The following is a 13,103-nucleotide window of genomic DNA, read 5'->3' on the forward strand; positions in this document are numbered from 1 at the left end:
CACTGCGCTGCACAAAAAAACGCCTCCTGCCGATACCGGCCGGAGGCGTTGTCTTTTCTGTGGAGTCCCGGATTTTTCAGTACTTGATGGCCGAGAAGCGCATCAGCTTGTCCCACTGGTGGGTGGAGGTGATGCGGCGGATGGTGCCGGTCTTGCCGCGCAGGACTAGGGAGTGCGTGGTCGCGCCCGTGCCCGTGTAGCTCACGCCGCCCAGGAACGTGCCGCCGGAGATACCCGTGGCCGCGAAGAAGACGTTGTCGTCGCGGATCAGGGTGTCCGTGGTCAGGACCATGTTCAGGTCCAGGCCGAAGTCCAGCACGTTCTTCCTCTCGTCCTCGGACTGCGGGTCGAACTTGGCCAGGATCTCGCCGCCCAAGGCCTTGATGGCGCAGGCCGCCAGCACCCCTTCGGGCGTGCCGCCGGTGCCGAACATCATGTCCACGGACGAGGTCGGGTCCACGGCCATCAGCGCCCCGGCCACATCGCCGTCGGTGTGCAGCTGGATGCGCGCGCCAGCGGCCCGGATCTGGGCGATGAGGTCCTTGTGGCGGGGCTTGTCCAGGACGAAGATCATGAGGTCCTCGACCTTCTTGCCCAGGGCCTTGGCCGCGGCCTTGAGATTCTGGCCCACGGGCGCGTCCATGTCGACCACGCCCTTGGCCGGGGCCGGAACCACGAGCTTCTTCATGTAATAGCTCGGGCCCGGGTTGAACATGGTCCCGGCCGGGGACAGGCCGACCACGGCGATGGCGTTGGGGCGGCCGTAGGCCAGGAGGTTGGTGCCCTCCACCGGGTCCACGGCCACGTCAACGGCCGCGCCTCGGCCCGTGCCGACGTGCTCGCCGTTGTAGAGCATGGGGGCCTCGTCCTTCTCGCCCTCGCCGATGACAATGCGGCCGTCGATGTCCAGGGTGTTGAAGGACAGACGCATGGCGTCCACGGCCGCGCCGTCGCCCTCATTCTTGGCGCCCTTGCCGAGCCAGCGGGCCGAGGCCAGGGCCGCGGCCTCCGTGACCCGGACCAGGTCCATGGCCAGGTTGCGTTGCGGTGCTTCCATCATTCCTCCGCTCATGACCTAAGCCTTGATGAATTCGATGAGGTTGGCGGCAGTGAAGCCGTACTTCTCCTTCAGCACGCCCGCCGGGGCCGAGGCGCCAAAGTGATCGATACCCCAGACCTTTCCGTCCAGGCCCACGTATTTGTACCAGAGGTCGGAACGGCCGGCCTCGATGGCCACGCGGCGCGAGACGGAGCGGGGCATGACGGATTCCTTGTACTCGGCGCTCTGCTCGTCGAAGAGCTCCATGCTCGGCACCGAGACCACGCGGATCTTCATCTCCGGCAGGGCCTTGGCGGCCTCCACGGCCAGGTGCACCTCGGAGCCCGAGGCCAGCAGGAGGGTTTCGGGGGCTGCGCCCTCGGGGTCGCGCACCACGTAGGCGCCCTTGGCCACGTGTGCCTCCAGGGGCTGGGGCAGGTCGAGGACCGGCAGGCCCTGACGGGTGTAGACGAGCACCGACGGGCGGGACTTCTGCTTCAGGGCCACGGCCATGCAGGCCGTGCTCTCGCGGGCGTCGGCCGGGCGCAGGACCAGGAGGTTCGGGATCAGGCGCAGGGAGCTGACGTGCTCGATAGGCTGGTGGGTCGGGCCGTCCTCGCCGACGAAGAAGGAGTCGTGGGTGAAGACGTGCAGGACGGGCAGGTGCTGCAGGGCCGACATGCGGATGGCGTTACGTTCATAATCCGAGAAGACCAGGAAGGTCGCGCCGAAGGGAACGATGCCGCCGTGCAGGGCCAGGCCGTTCAGAATGGCGCCCATGGGGAACTCGCGCACGCCGAAGCAGAGGTTGCGGCCCGTGGGGTTGGTTGTCGCGTTGAAGATGCCGGCGGCGACGCGGAATTTCTCGGTCTGGTTGGACGGGTCGAGGTCGGCCGAGCCGCCTATGAGGGTCGGCAGCTGCTCCATCATGGCGTTCAGGCTGGCGCCGAAGGCCTTACGCGTGGCCACGCCGGCGCCTGTCTCGAACTCGGGCCAGGTCAGGCTGCGCTCGCACACGGGCTGCGTGGCGTTCTTCCACTTGTCGGCGAAGGCCGGGTTGGACAGCTTGGCGGCCAGGGCCTTGTCCCAGGCGGCGCGGCCGGCGGACAGGGCGTCGAAGCGGGAGCGGAAGTGGGCGAGCACGTCGGCGGGCAGGTGGAATTCTTCGTCCGGAAGGCCGAGCTTGGCCTTGGTGGCCTTGATCTCGGCCTCGGGCAGGGGCGAGCCGTGGGTGGACTCGCTGCCTTCGAGGGTGGCGCAGCCCTTGGCCATGGTCGTGTGGCCGATGATGATGGTCGGCTTGGTCGTCTGGGCCTGTCCGGCCAGGATGGCCTGGCGGATGGCCTCGTGGTCGTGGCCGTCGATCTCGATGACCTGCCAGTGCATGCTCTCGAAGAGGGCTTTGTAATCGACGTTGTCCACGCGGCAGGTCGGGCCGGCCAACTGGATCTTGTTGCTGTCGTAGTAGGCAATGAGCTTGCCCAGGCCCCACTGGCCGAAAAGGGCGGCGCTGCCGAGGAAGATCGGTTCCTGCACGTCGCCGTCGGAGACCAGGACGTAGGTGTGGTGTCCGGCGGTCTCGGCGTCGAGGTAGGAACGCAGGAAGGTCTCGGCCACGGCCATGCCGCCGGCCATGGCGAAGCCCTGGCCCAGGGGGCCGGTGGTGGCCTCGACGCCGTCGGTCATGTCGTGCTCGGGGTGGCCCGGCGTCTTGCTGCCGAACTGGCGGAAGGCCTTCAGGTCATCGACGCTCAGGATGCCGCGCAGGGTCAGCAGGGCGTAGAGCAGGGCTGACTCGTGGCCGGCCGAGAGGACGAAACGGTCGCGGTTGAACCATTTGGCGTCCTTGGGGTCGAAATTGAGGAATTCCTTGAAGAGGACGTATGCGTAATCCGCCGAAGACATGGCCCCGCCGGGGTGGCCGGAGTTGGACGCGTGGACCGTGTCCATGATCAGGCCCTTGATGACGTTGACGGACTTGAGATCGATCTGTGAAGCGTTGGTGGTCATGGTGTTTCCCGTGATATTCTCAAAAAATGCGCGGTTAGGGTTGATGTGGGGAGTCGATGAGGTCCACGCGGCGCTGGTGGCGGCCGCCCTCGAAATCCGTGGCCAGGAAGGCGTCGGTAATGGCCTTGGCCAGGTCCACGCCGATGATGCGCTCGCCCATGCACAGGACGTTGGCGTCGTTGTGCATGCGGCTCATGCGCGCCATGTACTCGTTGGCGCACAGGGCGGCGCGGATGCCGGAGAAGCGGTTGGCGGCCATGGACACGCCGATGCCCGAGCCGCAGATGAGGATGCCCAGGGCCTGGCGGTTCAGGACCTCGCGGGCCAGACTGCCCGCGATGAGCGGGTAGTCGCAGCTGTCGAGGGAATGGGTGCCGACGTCCACGGCCTGGCAGCGGTCCTTCAAGTGTTCCATGAGGATGTTCTTGAGGCCGAAGCCGGCGTGGTCGGAACCGAAGACGATGGTGCGCATGCTACTTGCCCTCTCCGCTGCGGCCCCTGATGTATTCCGTCCGGGTCGCTTCCAGGTCCTTTTCCAGGTGCGCCAGTTCCTCGCGCAGGAAGGCGACCTGCTTCAGGGTCAGGTCGTTGTCGCTGGTCTTGGGGTCGAAGGCTTCGCCCTTGGCCTGGCTTTCGGCGAAGCTCTTGCCCAGGTTCTGATATTCCTCGGCCAGGCGCTTCTCCATCTGCCGGATTTCCCAACGCCTGAAGCCCCTGATGAAGACCCATTTGGTCTCGCTGAAGAGGAGCCTGAATCCGGTGGTGACGGGTTTGACGATATCTGCGAGCATGCACTCCCTCCGATGTTTGATCAGTTGTACTGGGGTTTGGTCGTGATGCGCATCCACTGCACATCCTGGGGCAGGGTCAGGTCCAGGTCCGTGGAGCGCCAGTCACCGCCGGGCTCCAGGGATTTGACCCGGAGCACGGCCTTGCCGTCCCTGGGGGAAGAAAAGGTGTACCTGTCGTAGAGCTGGCGGTCGGGGAAGGCCGGCGAGGAGTAGGGCTTTTCGCAGGTCAGGGTCCAGCCTCCGCGGCCCGTGAGTTCGAGGGTCTGCAGGTCCTCGGAGGCGATCATGCGGACCACCGCCCCTTGGGCGAAGGTGAAGCTGATGCGGCCGTCCCGGGTGCCCTGCACGCCGGAGTATTCGCCGCCGAGAACCGGAGCCAGATCGCCGGTCAGGAGGCTGCCGATCTGCTTGGCGTTGAAGGGCACGGGGATCTCGAAGAGCCTGAGGCCGGCCTGGGCGCTTGGGTGGTGGTAGGCCTTGTTCTCCGAGGGGATGTAGGCCAGCCAGAGTTCCGGGGTCTCGCGGATCATGGCCACGGAGGCGCCGGTGCCCGAGGCGAGGTCGAGCCGCACGAGGCTGGCGGCGTAGCCCCAGAGCTGGCCGACCAGCCTGCCGTTGCGCTGCGGGGTCTCGATCTGCAGGGAGAAGCGGGCCGTGACGCGGTCGGTCTCCGAGGTGAGGGGGCGCAGGACGGACCAGACGCGGGATACGGCCTCGGGGTCGCGGACCGGGATCTGCGGAGCGCAGCCGATCATGAAGGAAAGGAACAGGGCGGCCAGAAGGGGTGTCAGCGTTTTCGGCATTTTTGTATGTGTCATCGTGTCCGGCCGGTTTCATTGAGTTTTGCGCGCACGGCCTCGGCGTTGTCACCGTTCAGCTCCAGGGAGCGGGAATAGCCCTTGCGGGCCTCGGCCGTGTAGTTCAGCGCGCGGGCGATGTCTCCGTAGTGTTCCCAGATGACCGGGTCCGAGTCCACCAGCTCCACGGCGCGCTTGATTTCCGCCCAAGCCAGACGCAATTTCTTCTGCTTGAAATAGACCCAGGCCAGGGAGTCGACGAAATAGCCGTTGTCCGGCTTGACCTGCAGGGCGCCCTGGACGAGCAGCAGGGCCCGGTCCAGGTCCCGTTCCTGCTCGGCCAGGCTGTAGCCCAGAAAGTTCAGGGCGTCGGCGTGTTCCGGGTCCTTGGCGATGACCCGCTCCATGATGGCCATGGCCTGCGCCCGGTCGCCCATGCGGTCGTGGACGAGGCCCGTGCGGTAGAGGATGGTCAGGTTGTCGGGCCACTGCTTTGCGGCCAGGCTCAGCACGTCCAGGGCCTGCTCGAACTCGTTCTCCCGTTCATGCAGCTCGGCCATGACGATGCGGAATTCGGGCTGTTTGGGGAAAAGGCCGATGGCCGTTTGGCAGAGCTGCCGGGCGCCGTCCTTGTCACCTCCGTGGTAGAGGAGGTGGATGCGGAAGATCAGGCTGCGCTCGTAGTGCGGGTGGTTGACCGGGATGGTCTCCAGGTATTTCATGGCCTTTTCGGGATTGTCCCGCCCTTCGTATTCGAGGATGGCCAGGTAGAAGAGGGCGTTTTCCGGGATGGGCCGCTGCTGGGCCAGAGGGTCGAGGAGCTGGGCCGCGTGGTCGTAGAAGGCCAGGTTCAGGAACAGGTTGGCCGCCTCCAGGGTCAGTGGCAGATCGTCGCTGAATTGCTGGACCAGGGCCAGGGACTTGTCGGGGTTGTTGAGCTTGAGGTTCAGGTCCACCAGACGGAAGACGATCTGCTGGTTCTCGATGCCGGCGTCGAAGAGTTGCGAAAAGACGCGCTCGGCATCGACGTAGTTCTTCTGGGCCTCGTAGGTCAGACCCATCTCGATCCAGGCGTCGTAATATTCGGGGTCGGCGGCCACGGACTGCTGGTAGGCGGCGATGGCCTTGTCGTAGAGTCCCAGCCCGAAATATCCCTTGCCGAGGAGAAAATCCGTGGTCGGCGTGACCTTGTCCACGGGGATGGCCGACAGGCGGTCGACGGCTTCGCCGTAATTCCCCTGCTCCATGCGGTACGCGGCGGCCTCGTGGGCGAGGTCGAGGAGTTCCGGGTGCTTCTTGCGGTAGTCGTCGAGGACGAGGACTGCGTCGTCGTACCGGCCCTGGGCGGCGTAGGTCTTGGCCAGGGTGCTGAGCAGAAGCTCGGATTCGGGGTATTTGTCCAGACCCTGGCGCAGGAGCAGCAGGGCGTCCGCGAAGCGCGAGGCGCGCCAGTAGAGGTTGCCCAGGTCGATGTAGAGTTCCGGGGTCGGTTCGATGGCCACAGCCTTTTCCAGGGCCTGGATGGCTTCATCGGGCCTCTGCTCCTGGAGCAGCTCGCGTGCGGCGAGATAGGAATAGATGGCCTCGGCTTCGGCCGACGGAGTTGGTCTGGAAGGCTGGGAGGGGGCCTCCGCCGACTGAGCGCGGGAGTCCGGCGCCGCCGGACGGGCAGCGCACCCGAGCAGGGAGGCCAGGAGGACCGGGAGCAGAAAACGTATGGCACGGGTGATGATCATGGAATGAGGCGTCCGGAACAGTCATTTTTCTGGCAAAATGTCTGTATTATCAGATAGATTTTTCTGCCCATGTTCAGGCCGAGCTCGATGAACTCCGGCCCGTAGATCTTGCCTGCCGGGGTTCGGAACGTGTTCTGCACCGCCGCGACCATTTCGAGGCCGGCCGGGAACTTGTTCAGGATCTGCTCCAGGGTCCATTCCTGATAGTTGCAGATCTCCCAGAGGGTGGTCATGAAATTGTCAGGCCCCCAGCGGAATTTGTCCGCGTCGTAGAGGGCGTCGGCCAGGAGCTGTGTTCGGTCGTGGCCGAAATCCATGGGGGGGGAGAAGGCTTCGTGGCAGCGCACTGCCGAGGCGATCATCTGCTTCTCGTCGTCGGAAAGCGGATAGTCGCGCAGAATCATCAGGGACAGCTCAGCGCCCCGCGAGGCGTGCTCGCCCTCCAGCCGGCAGGTGTCGTGCAGCAGGCCCGAGAGCATGGCCATGAGGGCCAGCCGCCTGGCCGCGTCGAAACCCAGGACCTTGGCCTCCCCGAGGACGAGGGCCGAGGCCTCGATGGCCACTTTCTTGGAGTGCTCGATGCCGTGCCCGAACTCGTCGTTCAGGAAGGGCAGCACGTCTTCGCGGCAGCGCAGGACCATGGGGTGGGAGAAGAACGTGTCCCTGGCGGAGGCCAGCTCGGCGCTCATGGCGGTGTAGAAGCTGGGCAGGGATTCGGGCGTGACCGTGGCGCTCTCCTGCTTGATGCGGCGTAGAATCTCATTCTTCATGTTCGATCCACTCGGCGGAAAAGTCCTGGATGGTGCTGGACATCTGGTTCTTGATCTTCTGCAGGAGCCTGGCCTCGATCTGGCGCACACGCTCCCTGGTGATGCCGTACTTGTCGCCGATCTCGCGCAGGGTGATGGGCGTGTCGGCCAGAAGGCGCTGCTCCAGGATGTCGAGCTCCTTCTCGTTCAGCCCGTCCCGGATGGCCTCGATGTTGTCGTGGATGAGCACGCTGATCTCGTCGGCGGCCATCCTCTCCTCGATCCCGGCCTCCAGGGCGGGGATGAAGTCCATGGGCGTGAAGCTCGAGTCGTCGCCGATCTTCATGTCCAGGGACACGTCGTGCTGGCCCAGACGCTGGCCCATCTCCACGATGTCGGCCTCGGAAACTTGCAGGTTGTCGGCCAGGGTCGAGGTGCTCGGGTCGAAGCCCTGGGCCTGCAGGCGCTGGCGCTCCTTGCCCAGGTTGTAGAACAGCTTGCGCTGGGCTTGCGTCGTGCCGATCTTGACCATGCGCCAGTTGTCCATGATGAACTTGAGGATGTAGGCCTTGATCCAGAAGGACGCATAATAGGAGAACTTGATGCCCTTGTCGGGGTCGAACTTCTGGACCGCCTTCATGAGCCCCACGTTGCCCTCCTGGATGAGGTCCAGGACATTCTTCATCCAACGCCGCTGGAAGTCCATGGCGATCTTGACCACCAGCCGCAGGTTGGAGGTGATGAGGATGAAGGCCGCCTGATCCTCCTTCTCGTCGCGGTAGCGGCGCGCGAGGTCGAACTCCTCGTCGGGCTCCAGGGCCCTGAATTTTTTGATCTCCTGGAGATAGATGTGCAGCGGGTCGAGGGTGGCCACCTCGCGCCGGGCAGGCGCGGCCAGCACCAGCGGCCCGGCGGTCAACGGGGGCGTGTCTTCGAGCCCGTCGTCGCCGTCATCCTCGTCGATGTCTTCGATGACCTCGACGGGTTCCGCTTCGAACTCCTCGTCCAGGGTTTCGTCTTCGAGTGGCTGTTTGAACTTCATGATGGTGCGCGTTTGGGGGCGATCCTTAGGCGTCTGAGGCCGAAAATGAGGAGAAAACCGGTATCCGGGGGGACGCTTCGAGTACGAGGGGGCGCCGAATCACTCCGCTATTTCAAAGTCTGCAATCATAGAGTTTTTGTTTGTCCTTTTCAATGATTTTCAGTAGGGCACTTCGTTCAAACCGGTGCCGACACGGCCGTGACGTGAGGTGTACAATGCGCGATTTTCGCCGTTCCCTGAAGGACGGAAACATACTGATCTTCGACGGAGGCATGGGCAGCCTGCTGCAGCGCCGGGGGCTGAAACCAGGTCAGTCCCCCGAGGAGTTCGGCATGGCCCGGCCCGAGGTCGTTGCGGCCATCCACGCCGAATACGCCCATGCCGGCGCCCATGTCGTAACCACCAACACCTTCGGCGCGACCCGCCACAAGCTTCCCGCGGGCCTCGACGTCTTCGAAGTCAATGAGACCATGGCCCGGGCCGCGCGTCAAGCCGTGGGCGAGGGCGTTTTCGTGGCCGGCAGCGTGGGCCCCACGGGCAAGATGGTCGAACCCCTGGGCGACATCACTTTCCGAGGGCTCGTCGAAATTTTCAAAGAGCAGATCCGCGGCCTCGTGGCCGGCGGCGTCGACCTGATCCTGGCCGAGACTCAGTTCGACCTGGCCGAGGCCCGCGCCGTGGTCGTGGCCGCGCGCGAGGTCTGCGACCTGCCCGTGGGCGTCAGCATGACCTTCGAGGGCGGCGTCAGCCTGACCGGCACCAGCCCCGAGGTCTTTGCCCGGACCATGGAGAACATGGGCGTGGACCTCATCGGCTCCAACTGCAGCGCCGGCCCCGAGGAACTCATCCTGGTGGCGCGCGCTATCCTCGCTTCCTGCTCCGCGCCCGTGCTCATCGAACCCAACGCCGGACTGCCCGAGCTTGTCGACGGCGCCACGGTCTTCCGCCTGCCCCCGGACCCCTTCGCCGCCACGGTCTCCACTCTGGCCGCCGACGGAGTGGCCTGCCTGGGCGGGTGCTGCGGCACCACGCCCGAGCACATCAGGGCCCTGTTTGCCCTGTGCGGCGACCGGCCCGTGGCGCGTCCGGCCTTCGAGGACCGGCCCTGCCTGACGGTCACCTCGCGTTCGGTGGCCGTGGACTTCGGTTTCGACCGCCCCTGCCGCATCATCGGCGAGCGCATCAACCCCACGGGCAAGGCCGAGCTTGCGGCTCAGCTGCAACGGCTTGAAACCCGCCAGGTCCTGACCTTCGCCGAGGAGCAGATCGTCGCCGGCGCCGACCTGCTGGACGTCAACGTCGGTGCGCCCATGGTCGACGAGACCCGCATGCTGCCCCTGGCCGTGCGGGCCCTGACCAGCGCCCACGCCGCGCCCCTGTGCCTGGATTCGAGCAACCCCGACGCCATCCGCGCCGCCCTGGAGGCCTACCCCGGCTCGGCCCTGGTCAACTCCATCAGCGGCGAGGCCGAGCGCATGGAGACCCTCGGCCCCCTGTGCCGCGACTACGGCGCGCCCTTCATCCTCCTGCCCCTCAAGGGCCGCAAGCTGCCCGTCACGGCCTCCGAGCGTCTGGCCATCATCGAGGAACTCCTGGCCAAGGCCGAGGAACTGCGCATCCCGCGCCGCCTCATCCTGGTCGACGCCCTGGCTCTGACCGTGTCCTCCAAGCCCGAGGCCGCCAAGGCCTGCCTGGAGGTCATCCGCCACTGCCGCGAGCGCTGGGGCCTGGGCTCGACCATGGGCCTGTCCAACATTTCCTTCGGCCTGCCGGCCCGCGACCTCATCAACTCCACCTTCCTGGCCATGGCCATGGGCGCGGGCATGACCTCGTTCATCGCCAACCCCAACACCGCACGTCTGCGCGAGAGCCTGGCCGCGGGCGAGGTGCTCCTGGGCCGCGACCGCCAGGCCTCGTCCTTCATCGCCGCCTATTCCGGCTGGACCCCTGGCGTCTCCGCCGGGCCCGCCGTGGCCGCGACCGCCGAGGAGGAGGGCAGCCCGGTCTTCACGGCCGTCATGAAGGGGCAGAAGGACCGCATCGCCGATCTCTTGGCCGCGCGCATCGCCGAAGGCGCTGACCCGTTCGCCCTGGTGGACGGCGAGATGATCCCGGCCATTGCCAGGGTCGGCGAAAAGTACGAGAGGAAGGAATATTTCCTGCCGCAGCTGCTGCTGTGCGCCGAGACCATGCAGACGGGCTTCGACTCTATCCGCCACCTGCTGGTGCGCGAGGGGCAGGAGGCACGCGACACCGTGGTCATGGCCACCGTCGAGGGCGACATCCACGACATCGGCAAGAACATCGTCTGCCTGATGCTCAGGAATTTCGGCTACAACGTCGTGGATCTGGGCAAGGATGTCGCCGCCGCCGACATCGTGGCCGCAGCCGTGGAGCACGGCGCGTCCGTCATCGGCCTTTCGGCCCTCATGACCACGACCATGGTGCGCATGGAGGACACCGTGCGCCTGGTGCGCGAGCGCGGGCTCACGTGCCGGGTCATGGTCGGCGGGGCCGTGGTCACGCGCGCCTACGCCGACATGATCGGCGCCCACGGCTACGCCGACGACGCCGTGGCCGCGGTACGGGTGGCCACGCAGCTGTGCGCCGAGGTCCGGCAGGGCTGACATCACTTCGACATTACGGGATCGTACATGGAAAGATTCGTACTCAGAAAGGCGACCATCGCCGACGTCAAGGCCATCCACAGGCTGCTCATGGACTGCGCCACCAAGCGCCTGCTCCTGCCGCGCTCCTTTGGGGAGCTCTATTCCCACCTGCGCGACTTCATCGTCGCCGAGGACAGGCAGACGGGCGAGGTCGTGGGCTGCTGCGCCCTGACCATCACCTGGGAGGCCCTGGCCGAGGTCCGTTCCCTGGCCGTGGCCGAGAGCGCCCAGGGCCAGGGACTGGGACGCAGGCTGGTGGAGTTCTGCGTCAGCGACGCCCTGACATTCGGTGTTTACAAGGTCTTTGCCTTGACCTATCAGGTCGCCTTTTTCCAGAAGCTGGGATTTTCCGAAGTGAGCAAGGACATTCTGCCCCAGAAGGTCTGGGCCGATTGCCTGAAGTGCCCCCAGTTCCCGGAATGTGACGAAGTGGCCATGATGATTGAATTGTAAGAGAGTGGAGTGCTCATGAAATTCGTCCAGCTTTTCGACCGGAACCAGATCGAGGCCCGCGCGCACGAACTCGGTCGTCAGATATCCGAACATTACGGGGATGAGCCCGTGGTCTGCGTCTGCGTGCTCAAGGGCGCCTACGCCTTCTTCACGGACCTGATGCGCAACCTGACCATCCATCCGAGCATGGATTTCGTCCGCCTGTCGAGCTACGCGGACCAGACCTCGCGCAAGTCCAAAATGGTCTTTTCCAAGGACATGGAGATCGACATCAAGGACAAGCACGTGCTCGTCGTCGAGGACATCGTCGACACGGGTCATTCCATGCAGTTCCTGACCAGGGTCCTTGAGGCCAGGGGGCCGAAGTCCATCAGGATCGCGGCCATGATCGACAAGACCGAGCGCCGCGAAGTCGACATACGGGTCGATTTCGTCGGTTTTCCTCTGGATAAAGGCTATATCGTCGGCTATGGGCTTGACTACGCCGAGCAATACAGAGAACTTGACGGCATCTACGACCTCAAGTTCTCCGAAGCGTAGTCCTTTAGCCAGATTGACCTTTTGCAAGGACAGGCCATGATCGTTCAATGCCCCGAGTGCACGACAAAATACAATCTCGACGAAAGCAAGATCGGCCATGACGGCACCAAGGTCCGGTGTACGCGCTGCAAGAGCGTCTTCACCGTTTTCCGCCCCAAGCCTGCCGAGCCGGCGCAGCCGGTAGCCCCGGCGCAGGCGGCTCCGGCCGCTGCCGCGCCGAAACCCCCTGTCGACGATTTCGCCGATGATGGCTTTGGCGACGTGTTCAAGGATGCGCCTGCCGCTGCCGCGCCGAAACCCGCGGGCGACGATTTTTCCGATGACGGGTTCGACGACGTGTTCAAGGATGCGCCTGCCGCTGCCGTGCCGAAACCCGCGGTCGACGATTTTCTCGAAGACGAGTTCGGCGACATGTTCAAGGATGCGCCCGCAACTCCCGCCCCAAAACCCGCACCAAAGCCTGCCGTCGACGAGTCCCTGGAGGACGAACTGGAGGCGCTGCTCGACGCCGGAAAGGCCAGGACCGCGTCCAAGCCTGCCGCCAAGGATACCATCGAGGACGATCTGACGGCCATGCTCGAGGAACGGATGGCCAAGGCCGCCCCCGCGCGGCCCGTGGACAGGGAGATGCTGGCGGACCTTGAAGGCGCTTTCCAGCAGCCCCTCGTCGGTTCCGCCGACCGCGACCCCCTGCGCGACGAGGACGCTCCCGTCGCCAAAGGCAAAAAGTCCGGAAAAACCGGACTTGTCCTTGGCCTGCTCGTGGTGCTGCTGGCCTGCGCCGGCGCCGGAATCTACTTCTTCCGTCCGGCCCTGCTGGGACTCGGCACCGAGCCCCCGGCGACCCCGGCCGCCTCGGGCGCCGCGCCGCGCGAAGGCGCGGCCCAGATCGCCCTGGAGAACGTGCGGCAGTACTTCGTGCCCAACGAGAAGGAAGGACAGCTCTTCATCATCGAGGGCAAGGCCGTGAACCGCTTCCCCGAAGCCCGCGAACTCATCCGCCTCAAGGCCTCCCTGTTCGACAGCCAGGGCAAGGATGTGGCCTCCCAGGAGTTCATGTGCGGCAACGTGGTGTCCCTCTACCAGCTGCAGGTGTCCTCCAAGGCCGACATCGAGGCGGCCCTGACGGCCAAGGTCGGCATCCTGACCAACAACACCAATATCCAGCCCGGGGCCTCGGTGCCCTTCATGACCGTCTTCTTCCACGCGCCGGAAACGGTGGAGGAGTTCGGGCTGGAAGTGATCCAGTCGACGCTGCCGCAGCAATGACGACCAAC

General features: G+C 65.3%; 12 protein-coding genes. 4 read left to right on the plus strand and 8 right to left on the minus strand.

Going from position 1 to position 13,103, the window contains the following annotated elements:
• Positions 1–76 precede the first annotated feature (76 nt).
• From glpX to G394_RS0101350, 8 genes are read right to left on the minus strand one after another with little or no spacing between them, the layout of a single operon-like run.
• A complete protein-coding gene (gene glpX / locus G394_RS21015) occupies positions 77–1,057 on the minus strand; it encodes a class II fructose-bisphosphatase (protein ID WP_028576103.1) in 981 nt (326 codons plus the stop codon).
• A gap of 18 nt (positions 1,058–1,075) precedes the next feature.
• Positions 1,076–3,049, minus strand: a complete 1,974-nt coding sequence (gene tkt, locus G394_RS0101320; protein WP_028576104.1) for a transketolase — start codon at positions 3,047–3,049, stop codon at positions 1,076–1,078.
• A gap of 34 nt (positions 3,050–3,083) precedes the next feature.
• Positions 3,084–3,521 carry a ribose 5-phosphate isomerase B gene (gene rpiB, locus G394_RS0101325; protein WP_028576105.1) on the minus strand — a complete coding sequence of 146 codons (438 nt, stop codon included), beginning with the start codon at positions 3,519–3,521 and terminating at the stop codon, positions 3,084–3,086.
• A gap of 1 nt (position 3,522) precedes the next feature.
• A complete protein-coding gene (locus G394_RS0101330) occupies positions 3,523–3,840 on the minus strand; it encodes a hypothetical protein (protein WP_028576106.1) in 318 nt (105 codons plus the stop codon).
• Between the two features lie 20 nt (positions 3,841–3,860).
• Positions 3,861–4,643 (minus strand): hypothetical protein, encoded by a 783-nt coding sequence (locus tag G394_RS0101335; RefSeq protein WP_028576107.1) that lies wholly within the window; start codon positions 4,641–4,643, stop codon positions 3,861–3,863.
• Positions 4,644–4,654: 11 nt separating this feature from the next.
• On the minus strand, positions 4,655–6,373 hold the full coding sequence (locus tag G394_RS0101340; protein ID WP_051306868.1) for a tetratricopeptide repeat protein: 1,719 nt from the start codon (positions 6,371–6,373) through the stop codon (positions 4,655–4,657).
• A complete protein-coding gene (locus G394_RS0101345) occupies positions 6,370–7,143 on the minus strand; it encodes an HD domain-containing protein (RefSeq protein WP_028576109.1) in 774 nt (257 codons plus the stop codon). Before G394_RS0101345 ends, G394_RS0101340 begins: the two co-directional genes overlap by 4 nt.
• Positions 7,133–8,164: a sigma-70 family RNA polymerase sigma factor gene (locus G394_RS0101350; RefSeq protein ID WP_028576110.1), complete on the minus strand. Its 1,032-nt coding sequence runs from the start codon at positions 8,162–8,164 to the stop codon at positions 7,133–7,135. Before G394_RS0101350 ends, G394_RS0101345 begins: the two co-directional genes overlap by 11 nt.
• A 215-nt stretch (positions 8,165–8,379) precedes the next feature.
• Here G394_RS0101350 and G394_RS0101355 point away from each other — a divergent pair, with 215 nt between their 5' ends.
• Genes G394_RS0101355 through G394_RS0101370 form a run of 4 tightly spaced genes read left to right on the plus strand, consistent with a single transcriptional unit; the run spans position 8,380 to position 13,095 of the window.
• Positions 8,380–10,791, plus strand: a complete 2,412-nt coding sequence (locus G394_RS0101355) for a homocysteine S-methyltransferase family protein (protein WP_028576111.1) — start codon at positions 8,380–8,382, stop codon at positions 10,789–10,791.
• A 27-nt stretch (positions 10,792–10,818) separates the two neighbouring features.
• Positions 10,819–11,286 (plus strand): N-acetyltransferase, encoded by a 468-nt coding sequence (locus G394_RS0101360; protein WP_028576112.1) that lies wholly within the window; start codon positions 10,819–10,821, stop codon positions 11,284–11,286.
• A gap of 15 nt (positions 11,287–11,301) precedes the next feature.
• Entirely contained in the window at positions 11,302–11,826 is a 525-nt protein-coding gene (hpt, locus tag G394_RS0101365) for a hypoxanthine phosphoribosyltransferase (RefSeq protein WP_028576113.1), read from the plus strand.
• A 36-nt stretch (positions 11,827–11,862) separates the two neighbouring features.
• Entirely contained in the window at positions 11,863–13,095 is a 1,233-nt protein-coding gene (locus G394_RS0101370) for a DUF3426 domain-containing protein (RefSeq protein WP_028576114.1), read from the plus strand.
• Positions 13,096–13,103 lie beyond the last annotated feature (8 nt).

Source organism: Desulfomicrobium escambiense DSM 10707 (assembly GCF_000428825.1).
Lineage (GTDB): Bacteria > Desulfobacterota > Desulfovibrionia > Desulfovibrionales > Desulfomicrobiaceae > Desulfomicrobium > Desulfomicrobium escambiense.